Annotated in this window: 19 protein-coding genes and 1 pseudogene; 4 read left to right on the plus strand and 16 right to left on the minus strand. The window is 58.9% G+C overall.

Going from position 1 to position 21,678, the window contains the following annotated elements:
• The first annotated feature begins 157 nt into the window (after positions 1-157).
• Positions 158-3,153: pseudogene (locus RGM3321_RS11665) on the plus strand (ATP-binding protein).
• On the plus strand, positions 3,150-3,527 hold the full coding sequence (locus RGM3321_RS11670; protein WP_244393171.1) for a response regulator: 378 nt from the start codon (positions 3,150-3,152) through the stop codon (positions 3,525-3,527). Before RGM3321_RS11665 ends, RGM3321_RS11670 begins: the two are co-directional and overlap by 4 nt.
• On the opposite strand, the gene RGM3321_RS11675 is transcribed toward RGM3321_RS11670, so the two are convergent.
• Together RGM3321_RS11675 and RGM3321_RS11680 are read right to left on the minus strand one after the other, a co-directional pair.
• Positions 3,518-4,291 carry a hypothetical protein gene (locus RGM3321_RS11675; protein ID WP_244393172.1) on the minus strand — a complete coding sequence of 258 codons (774 nt, stop codon included), beginning with the start codon at positions 4,289-4,291 and terminating at the stop codon, positions 3,518-3,520. The two genes, RGM3321_RS11670 and RGM3321_RS11675, sit on opposite strands and share 10 nt — an antisense overlap.
• A 162-nt stretch (positions 4,292-4,453) precedes the next feature.
• Positions 4,454-7,774: a type III effector HrpK domain-containing protein gene (locus RGM3321_RS11680; protein ID WP_244393173.1), complete on the minus strand. Its 3,321-nt coding sequence runs from the start codon at positions 7,772-7,774 to the stop codon at positions 4,454-4,456.
• Positions 7,775-8,445: 671 nt separating this feature from the next.
• Between RGM3321_RS11680 and RGM3321_RS11685 the strand changes: the two genes are divergently transcribed.
• Positions 8,446-11,298, plus strand: coding sequence for a winged helix-turn-helix domain-containing protein (locus RGM3321_RS11685; protein WP_244393174.1), 2,853 nt, complete (start codon positions 8,446-8,448; stop codon positions 11,296-11,298).
• A gap of 16 nt (positions 11,299-11,314) precedes the next feature.
• On the opposite strand, the gene RGM3321_RS11690 is transcribed toward RGM3321_RS11685, so the two are convergent.
• The 13 genes from RGM3321_RS11690 to RGM3321_RS11750 all read right to left on the minus strand — a co-directional run bounded on the left by RGM3321_RS11690 (position 11,315) and on the right by RGM3321_RS11750 (position 20,324).
• Positions 11,315-12,361: an EscU/YscU/HrcU family type III secretion system export apparatus switch protein gene (locus RGM3321_RS11690; RefSeq protein WP_244393175.1), complete on the minus strand. Its 1,047-nt coding sequence runs from the start codon at positions 12,359-12,361 to the stop codon at positions 11,315-11,317.
• Positions 12,358-13,176 carry a type III secretion system export apparatus subunit SctT gene (gene sctT, locus RGM3321_RS11695; protein ID WP_244393176.1) on the minus strand — a complete coding sequence of 273 codons (819 nt, stop codon included), beginning with the start codon at positions 13,174-13,176 and terminating at the stop codon, positions 12,358-12,360. Before sctT ends, RGM3321_RS11690 begins: the two co-directional genes overlap by 4 nt.
• A 6-nt stretch (positions 13,177-13,182) precedes the next feature.
• Entirely contained in the window at positions 13,183-13,452 is a 270-nt protein-coding gene (locus tag RGM3321_RS11700; protein WP_004665006.1) for a flagellar biosynthetic protein FliQ, read from the minus strand.
• Between the two features lie 4 nt (positions 13,453-13,456).
• A complete protein-coding gene (gene sctR, locus RGM3321_RS11705) occupies positions 13,457-14,113 on the minus strand; it encodes a type III secretion system export apparatus subunit SctR (protein WP_004658168.1) in 657 nt (218 codons plus the stop codon).
• A complete protein-coding gene (gene sctQ / locus RGM3321_RS11710; RefSeq protein WP_244393177.1) occupies positions 14,110-15,165 on the minus strand; it encodes a type III secretion system cytoplasmic ring protein SctQ in 1,056 nt (351 codons plus the stop codon). Before sctQ ends, sctR begins: the two co-directional genes overlap by 4 nt.
• Complete coding sequence (locus tag RGM3321_RS11715) at positions 15,162-15,647, minus strand: hypothetical protein (RefSeq protein ID WP_244393178.1); 486 nt, start codon at positions 15,645-15,647, stop codon at positions 15,162-15,164. Before RGM3321_RS11715 ends, sctQ begins: the two co-directional genes overlap by 4 nt.
• A gap of 73 nt (positions 15,648-15,720) precedes the next feature.
• A complete protein-coding gene (locus RGM3321_RS11720; RefSeq protein WP_005743516.1) occupies positions 15,721-17,049 on the minus strand; it encodes a FliI/YscN family ATPase in 1,329 nt (442 codons plus the stop codon).
• Positions 17,046-17,639 (minus strand): FliH/SctL family protein, encoded by a 594-nt coding sequence (locus RGM3321_RS11725; RefSeq protein WP_244393179.1) that lies wholly within the window; start codon positions 17,637-17,639, stop codon positions 17,046-17,048. The genes RGM3321_RS11720 and RGM3321_RS11725 overlap by 4 nt, the downstream gene beginning before the upstream one ends.
• Positions 17,632-18,252 carry a type III secretion protein gene (locus tag RGM3321_RS11730; protein WP_244393180.1) on the minus strand — a complete coding sequence of 207 codons (621 nt, stop codon included), beginning with the start codon at positions 18,250-18,252 and terminating at the stop codon, positions 17,632-17,634. Before RGM3321_RS11730 ends, RGM3321_RS11725 begins: the two co-directional genes overlap by 8 nt.
• Positions 18,249-19,028, minus strand: a complete 780-nt coding sequence (sctJ, locus tag RGM3321_RS11735; protein WP_244393181.1) for a type III secretion inner membrane ring lipoprotein SctJ — start codon at positions 19,026-19,028, stop codon at positions 18,249-18,251. Before sctJ ends, RGM3321_RS11730 begins: the two co-directional genes overlap by 4 nt.
• Before the next feature lie 3 nt (positions 19,029-19,031).
• A complete protein-coding gene (locus RGM3321_RS11740; RefSeq protein ID WP_347880971.1) occupies positions 19,032-19,463 on the minus strand; it encodes a hypothetical protein in 432 nt (143 codons plus the stop codon).
• A 9-nt stretch (positions 19,464-19,472) separates the two neighbouring features.
• Complete coding sequence (locus RGM3321_RS11745) at positions 19,473-19,691, minus strand: hypothetical protein (protein WP_002553572.1); 219 nt, start codon at positions 19,689-19,691, stop codon at positions 19,473-19,475.
• Between the two features lie 21 nt (positions 19,692-19,712).
• Positions 19,713-20,324, minus strand: coding sequence for a type III secretion protein (locus RGM3321_RS11750; protein ID WP_244393182.1), 612 nt, complete (start codon positions 20,322-20,324; stop codon positions 19,713-19,715).
• A gap of 151 nt (positions 20,325-20,475) precedes the next feature.
• Here RGM3321_RS11750 and RGM3321_RS11755 point away from each other — a divergent pair, with 151 nt between their 5' ends.
• Positions 20,476-21,258, plus strand: a complete 783-nt coding sequence (locus RGM3321_RS11755; protein ID WP_244393183.1) for a tetratricopeptide repeat protein — start codon at positions 20,476-20,478, stop codon at positions 21,256-21,258.
• A gap of 2 nt (positions 21,259-21,260) precedes the next feature.
• On the opposite strand, the gene RGM3321_RS11760 is transcribed toward RGM3321_RS11755, so the two are convergent.
• Positions 21,261-21,677, minus strand: a complete 417-nt coding sequence (locus tag RGM3321_RS11760) for a hypothetical protein (protein ID WP_244393184.1) — start codon at positions 21,675-21,677, stop codon at positions 21,261-21,263.
• Between the last annotated feature and the right edge of the window lies 1 nt (position 21,678).

Below are 21,678 nucleotides of genomic sequence, written 5' to 3' on the forward strand. Positions count from 1 at the left end.
ATTTTCTTGCGCTGTCCACCCGGACCGCTGGCCGTTCAAAGTCTTGTTGCGGCTGACAAAAACCTGTCCGACTCGCTCTTTGTGCCTGACGACTGCATGTCGTACCAAGGAGGCGGCAGGCTGTTTCCGGTTGAAATACCCTATGGAGTTCACGCAAATGATCGAGCCCATTCTGGATGCAAGTCCTGATGCAGCGCTTGAAGCTGCGCTCGCCGAGTGTGCCAGTGAACCGATTCGGGTCCCCGGCGCAATTCAGCCCCATGGCGTATTACTCAGCGTTGCAGGCAATCCGCTGTGTATCGAGCAAGTCAGCGCCAACTGCGCAAACGAGCTCGGGCTGGACAGCGAGGCGTTGCTGGGCAGGCCTCTGTCAGTACTGTTATCGCCCGAGCAGGCGACAATTATCGAAAATGCGTACCACCACCCTGCTATCCCACACATTGATCCGATACGACTGACGCTGGGAAGCGCTCACTACAGTGCTTCGCTGCACCGTACCGATGACGTGCTGATTATCGACCTGGAACCCTTCATCGAAGCCGGCCACGAACAGTCCAGAATCATTACCCGTGTGTTGCGCAACCTGCAGGCAGCGACCACGCTGGAAACACTGTTCGATATCAGTGTTCACGAGATTCAGGCACTTACCGGTTATGAGCGGGTGATGATTTATCGGTTCGAGCCCGAGGGGCATGGCAAAGTCGTTGCTCAGGCGTTGACCGGGCTACTACCCAGTTACAGTGGTTTGAACTTCCCAGGCTCGGATATTCCTGCCCAGGCGCGAGAGCTGTATCGTCTGAACTGGATTCGGGTGATTCCAGACGCAACCTACGTTCCGGTCCCCCTGATACCAACACTGCGACCGGCAACAGGTCAGCCACTCGATCTGGGCTTCTCGACGCTGCGTAGCGTGTCCCCTGTTCACTGCGAATACCTCAAGAACATGGGCGTGCGCTCATCGATGAGCATCTCGCTGCTGGACGGCGGCGAACTCTGGGGCCTTGTTGCCTGCGGGCATTCTGAACCGCTGCTGGTGCCCAGAGAGCTGCGCGATGCCTGTGCAATGATCGGGCAACTGTTGTCGGTGAAAATTTCCGCAATTGTCGCAACGGATATCCGGCGCGGACGGGAAGAGAAAGTTGCCCTGCTCGGGCAACTGGCAGATGCAATGAGTCGTGCCGACCATGACATCCTCGACGGACTGGTGAGTCGACCCGAGCTGCTTCAGTCCTTGACGCTGGCAGACGGTGCTGCGGTTCTGATTGACGACCGGGTTCACCTGTTCGGCGTGTGCCCTACCACCGAGCAGGTGCAAGCGCTGTACCTCTGGATTCGGGACACAGGCCTGGCACGCCAGCAGTCGGCGCAGCGCGCGACAGGCTTGCAGGGGCTGGGCGTTTTTCATACCAACTCCATGCACAAGGAGTATCCCGAAAGCGCCGCCTACAGAGACGTCGCGAGCGGCGTCATAGCCTTTACATTGCCCAAGCCGATTGATAACGCGGTCATGTGGTTTCGTGCCCAACTCACCTCGACAATGAACTGGAGCGGTAATCCGGCCCATCATATGAGTACCAGCCCGGAGGGCTCCGCACCCCATCGCCTGCACCCAAGACAGTCCTTCGACGTGTGGGAACAGCAGGTGACAGGCATCGCCAGCCCCTGGTCGCGGGGCGATCTTTATGGTGCCGAAGACATCCGCCGCTCAGCCCTGGAGAACGACCTGGAGCGCCAGGTCCAGCGCGAAAAGGAGGCGGTGCGTTTGCGCGATGAACTGGTCGCGGTGGTGTCCCATGACCTGCGCAACCCGATGTCGATCATCATCATGCAGTGCGGCATGATGCAGCGATGGGCAATCGGCGATACGCACGCTGAAAACCGCAACATCCGGCGCGCACTGGGCACCATCGAGAAAGCGACAACCCGCATGAACAGTCTTCTTGAAGACTTGCTCGATACCGCACAGATAGAAGCTGGCCGTTATCAGCTTTCGCGCTTGCCGCTGGGTGTCACCAGCCTGCTTGAAGAGGCGTGCAGCCTTCTGGTCATGCTGACCACTGAAAAGAATATCGAGCTCAATTGCACCGCCGCGCAGGGCCTGGTCATCAATGCGGATCCGGAGCGAATCTTTCAGGTGCTTTCCAATCTGGTCGGTAACGCCATCAAGTTCACTACCAAAGGTGGCCGAATCAACATCGATGCGGTCGCCAGTGAAAATGAAGTCCTGTTCAAGGTCAGTGATGACGGGATAGGTATCCCGGCGGAACACTTGCCCTATATTTTCCAGCGCTATTGGTCTGTCAAGGAAGGCAACCCGCGAGGCAACGGCCTGGGTCTTTATATATGCCAGGGTATTATCACCGCCCACGGTGGGCGCTTGTGGGCCGAAAGCTCACTCGATTCAGGAAGTGTATTTACCTTCACGCTGCCTATGCATCAGGGGCAGGATATCGTTGGCGAGGCGACGTTTTTAAAACAGAGCGGCACGACTCATCGACTGGCGCAATCGATCTCCATCAAACTGGAGCGCCAGCAACTGGAAGATCGCCTGACCCGCGCGGGGCTGCTGAACGAACTGAACCATCGGGTTAAAAACACCCTGGCAACCGTTCAGGCCATCGCCTCCCTCACGGTCAACAGCTCTGCCTCACTGGAGTCTTTTCGCAAAAGCTTCGATGCACGTCTGTTTGCACTGAGCCAGGCGCATGATGCCCTGGCGCGGGCAGAGTGGATATCCACTGAACTGGTCGACCTGATCGAGCAGCTTCAAGCGGTAAACGCAGGGACGCACAAGATCAGCTTCACAGGCGATCCGGTCACTCTGGAGCCGCGTTTTTCATTGACGCTCTCAATGGTTCTGCACGAACTGATGACTAACGCGGTGCAGCATGGTGCACTTTCATCAACGGCAGGCCAGGTGACGGTGAGCTCCACCCTGGATGCCGGGCACAACCCTCCCACGCTGAAGATTGAATGGAAGGAAACGGGCGGCGCGCCCGTTGCCGCAAGCACAGTAAAAGGCTTTGGCTTTCGCTTGATACACCGAGTATCGAGCGGGAACTCAAAGGCAAGGCCGACATTCGGTTCGCCAGCACAGGCATCATCTGGTCGATGCTGATTCCCTGGCCAGACAAACCGGAAAGCAGCTTATGAGTTCAGAATCAGACGACCAGACCTTGCTCCCCAAAGTGCTCCTGGTCGAGGACGAGACAATGCTCGCAATGCTCATGGAGATGATGCTTGAGGACCTGGGGTTCGCGACCGCTTACCATGCCAGTTCGCTTGGCCAAGGCATTGAATACGCGCGCAACGGCGATTACGACCTGGCCATTCTGGATATCAATATCATCGGTGGTAACTCGTTCCCGATAGCAGCGGCCATTGCCCATCGCGGCATACCCTTCATGTTTTGCTCCGGGTATGGGCGACTGGGCATCCCCGAGGTATGGGTTGACCGGCGCTGCGTCGCCAAACCGTTCAGTGCAGAGCAGTTGAATGAGGCCTTGAGCGAACTGCTTCAGGCCTGACCAGGTCCGTTCTCAATCAGCCTGTTATCGGCTGGCGAAGGTTTACGCTCGCGGTAAGTCGCCACCCCCACCAGCACCAGCAACACCGCGAGCAACACGGCGGACGACCCTACCGTGCCGAAATCCAGCCCGCCCTTCTCGTAGGGCTTGGTCAGCACATCGCCAAACGTCGCCCCGAATGGCCTCGTCAACACAAAGGCTATCCAGAAAAGCATGATCGAGGACAGTCTGGTGGTGAAATGCAGGACAACGACTAACGCTATCGCAGAACCGATCAGCACCGCACCTCCGGCAAAGCCGAGCCCCGAGTCGTCGGCCAGGTAATCGCCGAGCGCTGTGCCCAGCGTGTTGGAGATGAGAATCGCGAACCAGTAAAAAAGCTCACCTTTCAGCGTCGAGACTCTGTCTACCGACAACGATTTCTCGCTGACATACCACGCGCAAAAAATGGCCATCAGCAGGGTAATCAGGATTGCAGAACCCGTCGCGTAGCCAAGCCCGAGTGTCCGGTCCATGAAGTCCGACATAGTGGTGCCTGCAGTACTGGTGGAAAGAATGACCAACCAGTAAAGCATCGGGTGATAACGTTTTGCGGCGAGCTGTGTCACGAGCGTGGCTACAAACAGGCTTATCAGTATCAGAGAGCTGATCGCATACCCGACATCAAGCGTCATCGACAATAAGTCGCCCGCCGTTTCGCCAAGTGTGGTCGCGCAGATTTTCATGATCCAGAACGCCAGAGTTATCTGGGGCAGTTTGTTCATCGTGTCTACCTGGATGATCAATGGAGGCGTGTTTCGCAGAGCGCGAATGTCGCCATGATCAGGCTCCAGATGTTTGAAATGTGTGAGGCCGAAATGAAAAACTGATTGAAGCAGACAGGGATTCGCATAAAAAACAGGCCGGGTTGCCCCAGCCTGTTCACATCACGAAGCGATCGTGGTTTCCTCTGGGCCCGGCCACTCGCTGTCCGGCACATCATAGATGTCGCCGTTCTCGACGCCGTCGATCTCGTACTGGGTCAGGTAGTCCCTGAGGTGATCGGAGAAGCGGTCAACGCGCGTTTCCTGCTTGCCCTCCTCGATCAGACCGGGAATCAGCAACGCCAGAGCGCCCACGCCGGCTGCGGCAATACCAAGGCTGCCAGCGAGCAGCGGCAAGGCACGGACCACGCTGCCCGTCAGTTGCAGAACGCCCGCAGCGCCTTCAGCTGCGGATGCCAGACCTGCCATAGCGCCGAGAGATCCGGCAGTGATGCTCATGCCACCGGCAACCAGCTCGCCTCTTCTGATCGACTTCACCCCATCAAAGATGCCGTAAGCACCCGCAGCCACACCGGCAAGTCCACCGAGCCCCTTCGCGGCGTTTTCCAATTTCGACAGGTTAGTCGTGATGTCCTTGTAAACGTCCGGTTCCAGTACGTCCTTGATGTCCTTGAACATGGTCGTGACGTTCTTGATGCCGCCCTCGACCAGCAACGTTGCGCTTTGTACCGAACCGGTAGTGATGTCGACAATTTGCCGATCAGTCAGGGCCCCCGCGCCATTTGCGCCTTTGGCGATGGTGATACCGGCCATGAACAGGCCGCTGACGCCATGCAGGACACCGGCACCGGAAGCGGCCTTTATCGACGAGTTATCGCTGAACAGGCCCAGCTCGGAAATGGACTTGGTGCCCTGACGCAGCAAATCCCAATTGCCCCTGAAAACGCCAAGAATCTGGTCAGACGTAGCGGGTTTGCCATCGGCATTCATCAGCAGTTCGGGGTTGCTCTTGCTGATCTCGTCGATCAGCGCCTTGACCTTCTCCTCATCCAGCGCTTCACTGCCTTCCTTGCCGAACGCTTTTTTCAGGTCCTCGAAGCTGGCATCGTTGAAGACGTTCTCCTGAGCAATCGCGGTGTAGTTCTCTGTCAGCTTGTCGTCGTATTTACCCGTGAACTCTGGGTTCAGCGCGGCGTTGTACATCGCCACTTCCATGCTGAACTGGCTGGTCGCCACTTCAAAGCTTTCAGTTTTCAACAGCTCTTTGAGGCGCTCACCGGACACCAGCGATTTTTCATAGAAGGCCTCGAAGTCCTTGTTATGCGAGGATTTCTGCACTGCTTCCTGAATTTCGCCCGGTTTGCTGAAACCCAGCGCGCCCTGAACGCTTTGCGCCGAGCTGTAGAACTGAGCAAGCGCTGTCTGCTGGTCGGTCTTGCCATCCTTGGTATTGGCGTCCCACAGCTTGTCCAGCGCAGCACCGGTCTTGATATCGTTGTCGTAAGTACTTTGCAGCGCGCGCTTGAGCCCGTCGCTGCCTTCCAGCACCTTGCTTGCCTCGCTGGTGGCATTCTCGTTATAGAACTTGACTACTGCGGCATCCTTTTCAAGCATCGTTATATGTTTGTTGACATCATCGAGCAGCTTCTGGGCATCGGGATGACTGCGTACATTGTTGGCGATCTGGACCTTGGATTTGTCGTCCTTCCACATCCCGGCACCGCTGCCCTGCACGATCAGACTCTGTGCAGCCTTGAGTTCTTGAAGTACTGCAGCCTTCTGCTCTGCGCTGTAATTTTGCGGGTTATCGAACACATCCTTGTTGAGCGGGTCGGTGTTGACCTTGTCCAGCAGATTGCCCTCGGCAACGGCTTCCAGCAATGTACCTACCGCCCCGACGTCCTTCGGCGAAGATGTCTTGATGAAGGCCTGAATGTCACCGCGGCTGGCCTTGCCATCTGTGCCCTGCTCCAGGGGACTCTTCGCATTGTCGAGCAACGCAAAGGCACCGGGTTGCGACCAGAAGTCCAACGCTTCCTTGACCTCGTCACTCAACTGAGGGTTTTTCTCTTTGTAGACTGTCAGTGCTTCAGCGTTGAAATCCGAAGAGCCGGTCTTGCCTTTGATCGCGTCGTAATTTTCGTCGATGATCGCCGCATATCTAGCGATCTGCTTTGAAGCCTCATCGGCGTCAGGGTTGGCCTTGAGAAAATCCTTGTAACTACCGATCTCCTCGGTCTTTTTCAGCTCGGGCAGCGCAGCGAAGCCCAGCTTGCCAAAATCCTGCAACCGTCCGGCCTCGGTGCCATGCTTTGCCTCGGCGCCCTTGGTGAAGCCATCAATGCTGCTGTTGAACACCTGGCCACCTGACTGAGCCTCGCCCTTCTCGTTGTACAGGGTCACCCGATCAAGCACCTGGGCCGCACGAAACGCGGCATTGGCATCTTTTTCGAAATCGCCGACCCGCTCCTTGAGCATGTCCTTGACGCCGCTCTGGTTGCCCAGATTCGTCAATAACGGATTAGCGTCGATGATCTCTGCGGCCGAACGCTTGTCATCCTTGGGCAACTCCCACAAAAAACCGAGTTTCTCGGCCTGTTCACGTGCTTCCTTGTTGTCACCCACTGATGACACATTGGTCATCTCGCCCTTGAGGCTTGCAAACCCGCCCTTGCCAAAGTCCTGCAGGCGACCGGCTTCAGTACCGTTCTTCGCCTCGCCACTTTTGGTGAAACCGTTGATGCTGCCGTTCGCTACATCGCTACCGACAATCCGCACGCCGTTGCCATCGAACTGTTCGATGTGAGCCAGCACCTGGGTCGCGCGATAGGCTGCGTCGGCATCACGCTCGAAATCGCCGACCTGTTCCTTGAGCATGTCCTTGACGTCACTCTGGTTACCCAGATTCTTCAACAACGGGTCGCTGTCGATTATGGTCTGCGCGTCGCGCTCGTCGCCTTTCGGTCGCTCCCACTGAATGCCCAGTTTCTCGGCCTGCTCACGGATGGCAGGGTCGTCAGCCGGAGATCGCACCTCATGCAGTTTGCCTTTCAGACTGGAAAAACCGAACTTGCCGAAATCCTTCAAACGACCAGCTTCGCTGCCATGCTTCGCGTCGCTGCTGCTGGTATACCCGTCGATGCGATTATTGCCGATGTCGTTGCTGGCCAGACGGTTACCATTGGCGTCAAAAGTCTCAATGTGTTCAAGCAGCTGCACAGCCCGGAATGCGGCGCTCGAATCCTTGGTGTAATCGCCCACCTGAGCGATCAGGTTCTCTTTGGCTTCGCCACGGTCGCCTCGTCCGCCCAGACTTTTGAGCAACGGGTTGTCGTCAATTATTTCCTGTGCAGAGCGCTTGTCATCTGAAGGTAACTCCCACTGGATACCGGCATCCCTGGACTGCTGCACGGCCTGCTCCCAGGCCTTGGCGTCTACCGGGTCTTTTGGCTTTTCAGTGGTGATTTTGCTGACGGAGGTCATTGTCTTTATCCTTCCATTGGTCACCAGAAAAATCACAGCGACAACTGCTGCCCGCGCAAAAGAACGAGCTGCGCCATGAGTCAGACTGGTGCGAGCTGGGCCTGACTAAAAGGCAGAGGCACGGGACCTGATCAAAGACCAGGCATCCGCTATCACACTCGATTAAATCGGACTTGCGTTAAGAAGGGATGACACAGACCGGAAAGTTACCTCGAACAGTTGTCTCAGCGCGCTCATTACGCAACGTGTTACGGGTAACAAGACGGTTTAGTTCTGATGACACGCTGACAAGTCATACAGCCTTGAAGGCACGGTCAATACAGCACATTGCCGGTTTTTCGCATGAATATCTCAACGGTCCAGGGCTCGAAGTCGTCGAACTCACCGAGACGCTTTATGAGGGTTGTAGAAAATTATCGATCAGTCGACAGACGGTACTCGGGTTGACCGGCAAATGGTGTCCATTACTACGGGCGTGGTTTATGCATGTCTAACTAAACGGTCACATCAGCTAATTAAGATTCAGCGTCCCACCCGAGCAGGCGCGTCAAGCTCATCGAGCTGACGTTACGGGATGTAAGCAGATCAAAAAAAAAAACGTTTACAGATCAATACCTCATGCTCCTGCAAGGTGCGGTAGCACAGCTGTTACTTCTGATACAGGTCTAAGCATGGATTTTGAAACAGGCGGCCCGGGTACAACGGTCGATATCAGAACACGTGACGCTCTCCAGGGGCAGGAAGCTATCCGCTTCGGCTCTTTTGTGCTGCACCCTCAGCAGCAGCTGTTGTTCAGGCACTCGCAGCCGGTACCGCTGGGCAGTCGCGCCATGTCTCTGCTGGTGGCATTCGCAACACGCCCCGGCGAACTGCTGGAAAAGGCCGAATTGCTGACACTGGCCTGGCCAAAGGCAGTGGTGGAAGAATGCAACCTGCGCGCGCAGATCGTGACGTTGCGCAGAGCGCTGGAAGAGCAGGACGATTTCACTTATATCGTCACCGTGCCAGGCAGGGGTTATCGATTCAGCGCACCGGTGAGCGTGCAACCAGCAACCGCTTCTGCGCTACCTGCACCTATACCTGCACCTACACCTACACCTACAAAGGACACATTTGCTGCGGCACCGGCGATAAAGCGCCAGGTGCTGGGCCGTGACGCGCTGATCCGGCAGTTGCATGAACTGACGCTGAAGCGTCGCTTGCTGACCTTGACCGGTCCTGGCGGTGTGGGCAAGACCACCGTGGCGCTGGCGCTGGCAGATAGCCTGGCTGCACATGCCTCGTTGAGCACCGCGTTCGTCGACCTGACGCCGGTCACCTGCGCTCAGCCTGTCGTGGGCAGGATTGCCTTCGCCCTGGGTTTAAGCACTGAAAACGAACAGCCGCTGCGTGACATCCCGCCCTCACTGGCAAAGCGGCCGCAATTGCTGGTACTGGACAACTGCGAGCATGTACTTGATGAAACCGCCTCTGCCGTAGAAGCATTATTGGCCAATGCCCCACTTTGCTGCGTAGTGGTCACCAGCCGTGAGCCCTTACGCGTACAAGGCGAATGGCTGCATGAACTCAGCCCCCTGCAAGTACCGGACGAAAACCAGACTATCAGCGCCGAGACTGCCATTGCCTACTCGGGTGTGGAACTGTTTGTCACACGTGCCCGAGAGCAGGACCCCGCATTTGTGTTGACTGACAGCGATACCGAAGCGGTCGCAGCCATCTGCCGCAAACTGGACGGCAATCCGTTGGCAATCGAGCTGGCCGCTGCACGCGTCAGGACATTCGGCATTGCCGATCTGGTCGGGCTGCTGGACGGCAGTTTTCGCTTGCAGATGACCGGACTGCGCACCGCGTTACCGCGTCAGCGTTCGCTAAGCGCCACGCTGGACTGGACCTACGGCATGCTCACCGAGCACGAGCAGGCACTCCTGCGTCAACTGTCCATTTTCAATGGCTCATTCACGCTTGATGGCGTCATGGCAATCGTCAATATCGGCTTGCCGGATGTACGCATGACGCTACCGATGCTGGAAAGCCTGCTCGACAAATCCCTGCTCGGAACCTTTGACCACAGCCAGGGCAAGCGCTTTCGACTGTTGGAAACCACGCGCCTGTATGCCCATGACAAGCTCGTTCAGCTCGATGATGTGCCGCGTTTGTGCCGGGCCCACGCCCAGTGGGCACTGCGCCTGCTCAACCAGGCCAGACTCGATCTCGATCAGCTGACACAAGACGTCTGGACCCAGCGCTACGCCGCAGAGATCGACACCATTCGCGCAGCACTGACCTGGGCCTTTTCAGCCGCGGGTGATCGACAACTTGGTGTAGAACTGACCCTGAGCAGCTCCCCCCTGTGGCTCAGGCTGTCGCTGGTGCGCGAGTACCAGGACTGGGTCAGCCTCGGTACACCGCGCCACGTCGAAGAAAAGGCGCAGATGGATCGTCGTCAGCGCATGCGCTTGTTGACCATGTCCGGCAGTATTTTGATGCTTACCTACGGTGCCGGGCAGAAAATGCGCGAGGTCTGGCAACAGGTCAGTGAGGATGCCGAAGCGCTCAACGACTCCGAGTATCGCCTGCGCGCTTTGTGGGGCCAATGGAACGACCACACCTGTAGCAACAGGCACCGCGAGGCTCAAGAGGTAGCCTTGCGATTCCTCGCGCTGGGCAGGGATTACAGAATCGCCGACTGCCAGTTGCTGGGCAGGCGAATGCGCGCCACCAGCGCGTTTTACATGGGCGATATGAAAACCGCCGGGCAGGCGATCGAAGAAGCTCTGGGCGCTTCAAGGTCTGCTTCGTCACATATCATCGACATGCATTTCGACCAGCGAATTGCCGCACAATCATTGCGTGCCCAGGTACAGTTGCTGGTTGGCAATACCGGCCAGGCGATGGTTGCCCTGGACACCAACGTGAAGCAGGCCATTGCCCTGAGTCACCCCGCGACGCTCTGGTATACCTTGGCCATCAGTGCGATACCCGCAACGCTGATTGCAGGCACGCTGCACAAGACACGTCACTTTCTGAACGTGCTTAAAAAAAGCAGCGAACGGCAACCGCTGCATATCTGGCGTCAGTTGACCAGTTGCTATGAGAGTATCCTGCTGATCCGTGAAGGCAACCCGGCAGCAGGCGTGCCATTGCTGGGAGAAGCCCTTCAACGGCTACGCAACCATGTGGAAACGCCGCTGTGTTCGATGCTGCACACCGAGTACGTATCAGGCCTGGCCGCGCTGCGGCTTGAACCCCTTGCGCTGGAAACGCTGGATGAAATTCACACCAACGCTGTTGAATACCATGATCGTTGGTATTTGCCGGAGGTCATGAGAGTCAAGGCACAGCTGATGCTCAGTCAGCCACACATTCATGCGCTGGAAGAGGTACGCAAGATGCTGACCCAGGCGCTGGACATCGCTCGGCAGGACGGTACACATTTCTGGGCGTGGCGCATCAACGCCGACCTCAACCGGCTGAAAATCGCGCCTGGTACACCAGCCCCTCGCCATTGCCCGGCGGTACATTGAAACACCGCGTCAGGCGTCAGATCAGCCGCTGCGCCACCAGCGCGTCGGCCACTGCCTGAAACGTATTTTCCGGCACCGGATCACCAGCTACGCTGCGCCGGGCGATCATTTCGGCGAGACTTGCGTCGGGCCAGCGGGCAATGCCCAGCGACAAGGCCTCTGCCAGCAAGGTGCTCGAATCCTGTGACGAGGCACGACAGACCACTATCGGCACAGGTGTCTCACCGCGCACATAGCGTACGCCCACCACCCAACCTCCGCTGTCGCCAATCATCAAGGAGGCGCGCCCCAACCCAAGCTTTGTGGCCAGTGCCTGCATTTCGCGACGCTGACGCTGGCGTTCGCGCTTGATCATGGGGTCGCCATCAATATCTTTGCGCTCGCGTTTCTGCTCGCTATGGCTCATTTTCATTTCACGGCCGAACAGCCAGCGTTGCATCAGCACGTCTACCGCGCCGACCAGCAGAAACGCTGCAAGCACGGTGAATACCAGTGGTTTGAGGGCCAGATAGAACGTCGACTCGATACAGCCTTCGCCGCATCGCGATGACTCCATCAGGGCCTGAAGCGCCTGGCGGCCGACGACGTAGAATGCCAGCGCCAGTAACACAACCTTGACCAGACCCTTCAGAAATTCGATCAGGTTGCGCATGGCGAAAATGCGCTTGAACCCCTCGGTCGGGTTGATACGTTTGATATCCGGCTGAATCGGCTCGATCGAAAACACCACGCCGCGCATGGTCACGATGTTAGTCAGGATCACCGCGCCGACAGTCACGGCTACCACTGGCACTGTAATGCCGATGACAATCTGCTCGGCGTGATCGAGCAGCCGTGGCCAGACCTCTGCAAACGGCTCGATATAGATCAGCGCAGTCAGATCTACCAGTGCCTCGACCTGCGCACGTGCCTTGGGCAGCAGCACCGAGATGCACAAGGTACACAGCAGGATGACCATACCCGACACCAGGTCCTGGCTCTTGGCAACCTGCCCCTTCTTGCGTGCATCGCGCAGCTTCTTGTCCGAGGCCGGCTGGCTTTTTTCCTCGCTCGACTCACTCATCCCGGGCCCTCGCTGGCCAGCGTTTTCAGAACCTCCACCGTTCCTCGAAATTGCGCCAGTTGGTCAATCATGACCGGAATCAGAAACCCGATATAAACCACCATCAACAGCGCAAAAAACAGGTTCTTGACCGGCAGTGAAAGGTCAAAAATATGCAGGCTGGGTGCCATGCGCGACAAGTACGCGAGCATCAGATCAGTGATCAGCATCGCAATCAGTAAGGGCGCGACCATCAGCACACCAATGCGCATCACCTGGTCGAGAATGGCCAGGATGGAGGTCAGGGCGGCGCTGCTGAACAACGGCGTGAACTCGGTAACTGGCCAGAGCTGATAGCTGTGGTAGTAACCGTCGACCATCAGAATAAAGCCGCCCGACATGAAAAACAGTGTAATGAGCATGACGGTCAGCAGCGTGGCCATCACGCTCGCTTCCCCCTGCCCCAAAGGGTCGACCAGCTGCTCCATGGTCGAACCCCGTTGCAGGTCGATCAGTTCGCCAGCCACCTCGGCAGCCCAGAACGGTATGCCGAACAACAGGCCGATCAGCAGCCCGATCAGCAACTCCTTGATCATCAGCCCCGCGAGGAAAAAACCGCTGTGCTCGGGCATAGAGGTGAACGCCGAGAACACCGGCAAGATCATCGGCACCGAAATCGCCACTGCCACGCAGCCACGGATCATGCCGGTCAGGCCCAGACGATTGAATGCCGGGGTAATAATCACCACACCCATCGCCCGCGAAGCTGCCAGCGATGCGGAACTGATCACCGGATAAGCGATTTCGATGAACGCATTGGTCAGATCAGCGCCCATGACGACTCATCGGGTCCACAAGGGAAAGTTGTCCAGCACCTGATTGCCCAGCTCTGCCACCTGCCCGGCCAGCAACGGTCCGACAAACACGATCACCAGCAATACCGCTACCAGCTTGACCACTTGCGGCAGTGTCTGGTCCTGGATCTGGGTCAGCGCCTGTAACAGCCCCACACTAAGGCCGACGACAATGGCCACGACCAACGCCGGAGCTGAGAGCAGCAAGACAGTCATCAGCGCCTTGTTCATCAGCGAGAGAAAAACATCCTGGCCCACAGCGTCAGCCTCCGTAGCTCAGGATCAGACCGTGCATGAGTCGTGACCAGCCACTGAGCGCCACAAACAGAAAAATCTTCAACGGAATTGAAATCAAGGTGGGCGAGACCATCGACATGCCCATCGCCATGAGCACATTGGAGACCAACAGATCGACGACCAGAAACGGGATATAGAGCAGAAAGCCGATCTCGAAGGCACGGGTCAGTTCAGAGCTGACGAACGCCGGAATCAGCACGACAAGATCGTCATCGCGCAGATCGGCTCGCGCCTCGGGCGACCATATGGTTTCAGTGGCCTGGACGAAAAAACCGCGTTCGCTTTCATTGGCGAACTTCGAAAGGTGCGCCTGTAATGGTGGGCGCAAGGCGCTGCCGAGTTCCTCCAGTTGCTGGACATTCTGCAGGCTCAGATCGCGGCCTTGCACCTCCCGGTACATGTCACCGATCAGCGGCGTGGTCACGTATACCGACAGAATCAGCGCAATGCCGTAAAGCACCAGATTGGGCGGCGTCTGCTGCACGCCCAGCGCATTGCGGATCAGAAAAAGCACCACGGATATCTTCATGAATCCCGTCAGCGTCACGACGGCCAGTGGAATCAAGCCGATAGTAGCGACGACCAGAATGATTTCGATCAGGTTCGGCTGGTAACCGTTCATAAGGCAGTGAAACCCAGCAGCCGCACGCCCAGACCGTCGCCGATACTCACCAACTCGCCACGGCCTATACGGCGGCCATTGACCATCAGGTCCACCTCATCGTGCCTCGAACCGGCCAGCGGCAACAGGCTACCCGGCGCCATCTCGCGCAGTTGCGCCAGTGTCAGTTCAACGCTGCCCAGTTGGCAGACCAGCGTAAGCGGCAGTTCATCCAGCGAAGTATCCAGATCGGAACCGTCGTTCATTTCACTCATCGAATCGTTCCTGTTGAAAGTGTGGGAGACGTAATGGGCACTGACGGTGCGCAGAGGCCCCAGCCATTCGAGGGTTTCACCCTGGTGCCTGGCAACCGTCTGGTAGCGCTTGCCCAGCCGCAGCAGCACCTGCGTGTCGGCCAGGGTGTCGAGCATGACCACATCGCCCGGCACCAGACTGTGCAGCTCTGTGGTGGTTAATGGTGCCTGCCCGGCCTCGACACTCAGCGTGAGCACCAATGCATCAAGCGGCTGCGATCTTGTAACGGCGTTACGGTCGAGCAACGCGATGACGTGCCGGGCGCTGTCAGCATTCAAATGTATTTCCAGCGTCTGTGCCTGCCCTTCATCAGGCCGCACTTCCAACGCGAGCCTGAGGGGATTTTCGAGCGGATGTGCAGGCCACGGGAGCACCTGAACAGGCTCGCCCGATAATGCTTCGAGAGGCTCGATCCAGCTCAGCCAGGCCTGCTCCAGTAACAAGGTGTCGGTCTGGGTATCGACTGATGCACCTGGCAGCCAGCCCAGCCCCGACAGCTCGAAAAGACGCGACGGAACGACAAGTTCGAAGTAGGCCTGCCCGAACCTGATTGCCACCCTCACCGGCCGGCGACACTCGCCCCCCTCGCTGGCCAGGCTCACATGCATGGGGCGCTGCCCAAGAACGATCCGCCACGGTGCTGTCTGGCGATGCAACAGGTTATGCAAACTCAGCAGATCAGCATCGAACCGGGCAAGTCGGCTTCGGACTGAACCAATGCCTGGAGGCGAAGGCATTGGCTGTACGCACACCGTCATCGCTCGTCTCCAGGTGGGGATCCTTTGACGGGCAGGTCTGCCTGATCGGCCTCATCGCGCTGCTCACTGGCCCGCGCATCGTTGCGCAGGCGCTGTTCGACGAGGTTCTGCCAGGCTCGGGCCTTTTTCAGCTGTTCAAGGTGCGCCTGCCTGAGCCGCTTGCGTGCCTGCTCCTCAGTCTCAAGGTTCAACACCGCATTATCGGCATCGGCCTGCAATGCCTTGCGTTCGTCATGCAGTTGCTTCAAGCGCTCCTGAACGACCTTCCACTCGCTGACCGACAGGCCCTCGCTGAGCTGGTTGACCGCCTGCTCGGCCTCCTGAACCAGTTGTTCCCGGTGCAGGCGTAACTTTTCCCGTGCCTGATCCAGCTCGGAGTGGCTATCACGGCAGCGCTCCCGTTGAGCGCCAAGATGAGCGGCAGCGCGCTGCTCACGCAACAGACGCAAGGCTTGCAGGCTGTACAGGTCGGCCTTCTTCATCGTTTTTTTCCATAGCAAAGACCAATCGGCGTCGAGTCGTAGAGTGAATCAGGAGCCGAATCGAAAAACGGGCTCATGCCAGCACCTTGCGCAGGCGAGCCAGAGTTTGCGCAAGGCTGTCATGTTCGGAGGGCGGCTGACGCAGAAATGCCTCAATCGGCGAATGGCGGGCAATTGCCTCGTCGGCTATCGGGTCACTGCCAGCCGCGTACTCTCCCACCTGAATCAACAGTTCGATTTCCTGACGGCGGGCAATCAACTCACGCAGCCGTGATGCCAGTTGCCTGTGTTCGGCAGTCGCAATGTGGTCCATCAAGCGGCTGCGACTGCGTAAAACATCGATTGCCGGAAAGTGATCGCGCTGCGCCAGTTCGGCGCTCAGCACAATATGGCCATCAAGGATTGAGCGAGTCTCCTCGGCCACCGGGTCCATGGCCGCATCACCTTCGGTCAACACGGTGTAAAGCGCCGTGATGCTGCCCTGCGGGCCAGGGCCGGCGCGCTCCAGCAGGCGCGGCAATGCCGAGAAAAAAGAAGGCGGATAACCGCGCCGGGTCGGCGGCTCCCCCACTGCCAGACCAATTTCGCGCTGGGCACGGGCAAAGCGGGTCAGGCTGTCCATCAACAAGAGCACATTGCGCCCCTGATCACGGTGATACTCAGCCAGAGTAGTCGCTACGTAAGCCGCTCTGACCCGCTCGGCGGCGGGCCGGTCAGAGGTGGCAACCACCGCCACGGTACGTGCCCGGGCCGTGGCGTCGAGTTGCCCTTCAAGCAGTTCGCGTACTTCACGGCCACGCTCGCCGATCAGCCCGATGACGATCACGTCGGCATCGCTATTGCGAACGATACTCGCCAACAAGGAAGACTTGCCCACCCCCGGCTCGCCAAAAATACCCATGCGTTGCCCCTGGCCAAGGGTCAACAGGCTGTCGATAGCTCGTATGCCCAATGACAGTGGCTTGACGATTCGCTGGCGGCTGAAGGGCGCCGGAGGTTCTGCATGCAACGGATAATGCTGCATCCCGAGCGTGGCAGTCGGCGCAGGCCCGTCGAGAAACTCGCCCATAGGGCTGATCACACGCCCCAGCAAGGCATCGCCAACCTGAACGCCGAGCGCCTGGCCTGTGGCGATGATCTGAGTACGCGTCGAAAGGCCCTCCATCGAGCCGATAGGCGACAGGATCGCGTCATCTTCATCGAAGCCGATAACTTCCGCCGACAGCTCTCGGCCGTTACCCGGATCGCGCAACACACATAACTCTCCGATGCCTACGCCGGCGACGCTGGCGCGCAGCAACACGCCACGAATACTGCGCAGCGTCCCACGCATTGGCCTGGGCTGGGCGAATTGCAAGCGCAAACCGAGGTTGGGCAGCAGCGTCGTCAGGGCCTCAGTCATCGCGAATCACCTTCTGCCAGCGGCAACAGCGCACGGCGCAGATTATCCAGCTGGGCCTCAAGCCCGAGTTCCACGGACCCCGCCGGGCCACCCAACCGCGCCTGCCCTGCTTCAAGCTGATCATCGCCTTCGATACTCAGCGAATGCAGGGGCAGCGGCGCGTGGGCCAGTCGCTGGCGCAGACCTTCGACTTCAGCGCCGGGGACATGCAGAGTCAACGCCTGATCCTGACGAAATGCTGCCAACGCCTGCGCAGTACAACGCAACAGCCGCTCGCGCTCGTCAATCTCTCCCAGTACCTGTCGGGCGATACCCAGTGCCAGTTCAGCCAGCGAAGTTTCCAGCCCGGCAAGGTAGCGGTCGACCTCGGCGCTGGTCTGTGCCAGCAATGCAGCGGCCCGTTCGGCGCCCTCCTGTCTGGCATGCTCAAAGCCTTCGGCACGAGCCTGTTCGAGCCATTGCGCGCTGTTTTCCCGCACGCAACGTGCCTCTTCATGCGCGGCTTCGATGAAGGCAAATCCGTCGATCCATCGAGCGGCGTCGGCAGCACGCAACACCCGGGAGCCTGGTCGTGTTGGCAGATCACTCATGGCTACTGATCTCCGTCAGGTGCTGAGCAACGGTTTGCACCACCGTCACCTGTTTCGCATCATCCGGTGCAGCGTGCACAGGTTCAGTCAGACGCAGCCGCAGCCATGCCTGCAGCTGTGCAGGACAGGACTGTAGCCAGGCGGCCACACAGGCAGCACCATCGCGATCGATGGCCTGGAGCAACTCGGCAGGTGTGCGCAACAGATTGGCCGCACCGGCCAGATGCCGATGAGTGAGGGCTAGCGAGAATGTGTCGTTACCCAGCAGACGACGGTACTCGCTGACCACTTCGCCACGAATTTCCCGACTCAGCGTTGCCGCGTGCCAGACCGCACCGCACAGGCGTGTCAAGCGCGAAAAATCGCTTTCGCTCAGCAGCAGTACAGCCAGATCCTGTTCCGCAGGCAGGTCCAGCTGCGCCAACGGCTGTAGCTTGAAATGTCCGGTCAGCAATTGTTCAAGGCGTGCGGTAAAGCGCGGTGATTCGCGTAACGCTGCAAGTCGGGCCGCATCAACGTCACGTTCAAGGCATTCGGCCAGACAGTGCTCGCGGACAAAGGCCAAGGGACGTTCGGTCAGTGCGTGCCACTGGCCGGTCAGCGCCGTGTTCATGACGCTTCACTCAACACGTATGAGCCCTCGCCCTGGCGTCGCTGCCAGAACTGTCGGCCCAGCAATCCGGCAAGCACCAGCGCAACCAGCAGCAGGGTGCCAAACAGCCAGCGTGCCGCTGGCAGGTCATCTTCAAGCATCCAAAGACCCAGGAAACTGCCCAACTGAGGCTGGGCACTGGCCCTGTCGGGGATGACCGCCTTGATCGCCGTGACTGAAACACCGTCGTAGCCCAGACCGGAGATACCGTTGGCAACCAGCGTCTTGATCTGCGGGATAAGTACATTGATGTCGGTTCGCGGGTCAAAACGGACCAGCACCGATGCCGAGGACGGCGAAATCACCCGTTTGAGTAAATCATTGTCAGGCAGCACCACATGCACCCGCGCGGACAGAATGCCATCGATCTGCGAAACGGTATGGGACAGCTCCTCACTCAACGCATACACCATCTGCGCGCGCTCCTGCACCGGCGAGGACACCAGGCCATTGCCTTTGAAGATCTCTCCCATATTGGAAAAGCTCTGCCCCGGCAGGCCTGCGTCGTCCAACGCCGCCATCGCTTGGGCAAAGCGCTTTTCGTCAACCATCACCTTGAGCTGACCGTTGTCCTGAACCTTGCGTGACGCCGGGATGCCATCACGCAACAGCACCGCCAGCATGGCGTTGGCCTCACGCTCGCCGAGGTTGGTGTAAAGATCGATATCGCAGGCCTGCAACAGGCTGGCAAGCGTCGCCACTATCAACAGGCGCAAGACACGGCGGCGTTTGGACATGGTTCATTGACCTTTTAAAAGGGTGTTGGCAGAGCCGGATATCTGGGTTGCCCCGCGTACCACCATCTGGGTTTCGATGGAGTAATCGAACATCCGTCCAAGCGACTGGACGATGCGATCGACCTGCGGCTCACCTACCTTGCCCGGCGCCTGAGCAGCGCTGGTGGCTGGGCTCTGAGCGTGATTGGCGGACTGCAGCGCGTTACCCTGGGTCAGCGCGTCGGCCCGCTCTGAGAACTGCCGCGAGCGGTCAATAAAACCATCCAGTCGCTCCATCAGGTTGCTACCGATCTGATGCGGGCTGGCACCCTGCGGCATGCCTTTGGAAGTCTCGGCCATGTGTTCGAAGAGGTTCTGGGAAGCCTGCGGAACCCCGCCTCCTCCCGGCGAAGGCAAGGCAGCCGCCGCCGGTGATGCAGCTGGATTGACGGTCATGGTCGGAACCTATTCAGAGTCGTCGTCAGACTGGGCTTCGTTGAGCATTTCCTGAGCGCGCGGCATGATAATGAACTGCCCGCCAATGGTGACCGCCTGGGTAATCAGGGCATCGTTGAACTCGCTGTCGCTGGCAGCCTGCTCGGCGTTTTCGACGGCTGCGTTGAAGCGCGATTCCTGACTGGAAACATTGATGTCTACATTGCTGTCTACGGCGTTGATGGACATGGGTAGTGCTCCTTCTTCGGTTTACTGACGGTCGGTAGCGACTTGAGTGACGACACCGCCACGAAACACCCGCACGCCGCGTTCACGCACTACAGGCGCGACCTCGGCGGCAGGTTGACGATCCACATGGTGCTGAATCTGCGCCAGCCAGGCTGGCGGCCCTGAAACAAAAAGGCTGTCGCTGTCGGGGCTGACGCGGCTGGACATCGGCTGGCCGGACACTTCCAGCCGCGCCATATAACGCTGCAACTCTTCAAGCCGCGGCCCTTGCAGGTCGAACACACGGGTGGCGACCTCATCGGCACCGGCGATGTGCAGTACGTTGCCGTCGAAGTACCAGCTCAGTTGATTTGCATCGCACAAGCGGGTGAGAAACTCACCGGCATTCTCGCCACGTACCGTGCCTCGTGCGTTGCCCCGGACCTTCTCGGAAAACACCACGATCAGGCCGAGGTGCTGGCCGAACTCAGTCAGCGCACCGCGAATATCCTGGTCGACCAGCACGTAGGCGTAAGGCTCTGAGAACCAGTCGGGCTGACGCTCCGAGGCGGCCTTAAGCACGCCGGATAACAGGCACAGCAGGATCAGCATCAGCAATTTTGAAACTGGCGGGTCAGCCCTGAAGTGCTTCATGGCGCCCTCCGTGACAATGCGACGGCCGCTGGCAGACAGGCTTCAGAAAACGGTCGCTATTCAGCGCAGGGGCTATAAAATGGCGCTCGCCCTCAAAAGCTGTCGATGGCTGATACGCCTCGCCCCGCCCCCTTTCACAAGAGCCCTGTCCATGCCACCTCGTTCCATCCCCACGTTGTTGTTGCTCGGCTGCCTGAGTCTGGCGGCGTGTTCGACTCAGCCCAAAACCGACGCCAGCTACGAGCGCTTCATGCAACTGGCCGCCGACCTGGAGAAACGCGGCGACTCGACGACGGCAGCGTCGTTCTACCAGCGCGCCACGCAGCAGCCCGAAGCGGGTGTCGAGACGTGGCGCAAACTCGGTGCAGCCCTGCTCGTCAGCAACGACACGCGTGGCGCAGAGCGTGCTTATCAGCAGGCGCTTGAGCTGAAAGCCGACGACCCGGATGCGCTGCTGGGCCTGGGCACTGCGCAGTTGCGTCAGGGCAAGCTGGAACGCGCAATCGCTGCGCTGACCCAGGCCGCCAATGCGTTGCAGCAGCCACAGGCCTGGAACCGTCTTGGCATCGCGCACATTCTGAGTGGTCAGGCCGACGCCGCTCAAAGCGCCTTCGGCACCAGCCTGCGCCTGGCCCCGAACGACCTCGACACCCGATGCAATCTGGCCCTGGCATACGCCCTGGGCGATGACGACCAGAAAGCCCTGGAGACCATCCGCAGCGTCAGCCAGTCGCCCCTTGCGCAACCCCGGCATCAACGCAACCAGCTGCTGGTCATGGTCCTGGCCGGAAAAGAGAAAGATCTCAAAAACATGACCTTCGACGACATCCCCAAGGGCGAACGCGGCAAGCTGATCGCCGAAGCCCGGCGTGTCAAGGCCATACCGGACCGCGCCGAGCAGGCTCGTGAACTGGGGCTGATTGACGCTAACTGAGGTCATCGGGCCTCCTGTGTGTCAGTGCTGGCCTGTTGCTCTGCCTGACGCCGACGCAGCTCTTCGCGGTCATACCCGTCGATGTAAACCTGCGCGGCGCGCCCGACCGGTGCAGCCATGACAGGCCCGGTGTTACGGCCGTGCATGACATCTGCGCGCTGCTCGACCATTTGCAGCAGAATCAGGTTGCTGGCACAGCCCGGCGGCAACAATGGCTGAAAATCCTCACCTACACCGATCTCGTCCTGTGCAGCTGGTTGCACACAGGCCTGGGGCACCAGTTCCACACGGCCATCGGCACGAGTGATCGACGCATAATCGGGTGAATAGCTCACTGGGTCGAGGTGGGTCTTGCAGCCTGCCAGCAGACATAAAAGCATCAGAACCGGCGGGCGTGACATAGCGCAGATAAGATTCATG

The organism is Pseudomonas sp. RGM 3321, from assembly GCF_022836805.1.
Taxonomy (GTDB): Bacteria; Pseudomonadota; Gammaproteobacteria; order Pseudomonadales; family Pseudomonadaceae; genus Aquipseudomonas.

Excerpts from the sequence above, each read along its gene's own strand:
- RGM3321_RS11670 (WP_244393171.1), top strand. The coding sequence starts at position 3,150 with ATGAGTTCAGAATCAGACGACCAGACCTTGCTCCCCAAAGTGCTCCTG.
- RGM3321_RS11675 (WP_244393172.1), bottom strand. The coding sequence starts at position 4,291 with ATGAACAAACTGCCCCAGATAACTCTGGCGTTCTGGATCATGAAAATC.
- RGM3321_RS11680 (WP_244393173.1), bottom strand. The coding sequence starts at position 7,774 with ATGACCTCCGTCAGCAAAATCACCACTGAAAAGCCAAAAGACCCGGTA.
- RGM3321_RS11685 (WP_244393174.1), top strand. The coding sequence starts at position 8,446 with ATGGATTTTGAAACAGGCGGCCCGGGTACAACGGTCGATATCAGAACA.
- RGM3321_RS11690 (WP_244393175.1), bottom strand. The coding sequence starts at position 12,361 with ATGAGTGAGTCGAGCGAGGAAAAAAGCCAGCCGGCCTCGGACAAGAAG.
- sctT (WP_244393176.1), bottom strand. The coding sequence starts at position 13,176 with ATGGGCGCTGATCTGACCAATGCGTTCATCGAAATCGCTTATCCGGTG.
- sctR (WP_004658168.1), bottom strand. The coding sequence starts at position 14,113 with ATGAACGGTTACCAGCCGAACCTGATCGAAATCATTCTGGTCGTCGCT.
- sctQ (WP_244393177.1), bottom strand. The coding sequence starts at position 15,165 with ATGACGGTGTGCGTACAGCCAATGCCTTCGCCTCCAGGCATTGGTTCA.
- RGM3321_RS11715 (WP_244393178.1), bottom strand. The coding sequence starts at position 15,647 with ATGAAGAAGGCCGACCTGTACAGCCTGCAAGCCTTGCGTCTGTTGCGT.
- RGM3321_RS11720 (WP_005743516.1), bottom strand. The coding sequence starts at position 17,049 with ATGACTGAGGCCCTGACGACGCTGCTGCCCAACCTCGGTTTGCGCTTG.
- RGM3321_RS11725 (WP_244393179.1), bottom strand. The coding sequence starts at position 17,639 with ATGAGTGATCTGCCAACACGACCAGGCTCCCGGGTGTTGCGTGCTGCC.
- RGM3321_RS11730 (WP_244393180.1), bottom strand. The coding sequence starts at position 18,252 with ATGAACACGGCGCTGACCGGCCAGTGGCACGCACTGACCGAACGTCCC.
- sctJ (WP_244393181.1), bottom strand. The coding sequence starts at position 19,028 with ATGTCCAAACGCCGCCGTGTCTTGCGCCTGTTGATAGTGGCGACGCTT.
- RGM3321_RS11740 (WP_347880971.1), bottom strand. The coding sequence starts at position 19,463 with ATGACCGTCAATCCAGCTGCATCACCGGCGGCGGCTGCCTTGCCTTCG.
- RGM3321_RS11745 (WP_002553572.1), bottom strand. The coding sequence starts at position 19,691 with ATGTCCATCAACGCCGTAGACAGCAATGTAGACATCAATGTTTCCAGT.
- RGM3321_RS11750 (WP_244393182.1), bottom strand. The coding sequence starts at position 20,324 with ATGAAGCACTTCAGGGCTGACCCGCCAGTTTCAAAATTGCTGATGCTG.
- RGM3321_RS11755 (WP_244393183.1), top strand. The coding sequence starts at position 20,476 with ATGCCACCTCGTTCCATCCCCACGTTGTTGTTGCTCGGCTGCCTGAGT.
- RGM3321_RS11760 (WP_244393184.1), bottom strand. The coding sequence starts at position 21,677 with ATGAATCTTATCTGCGCTATGTCACGCCCGCCGGTTCTGATGCTTTTA.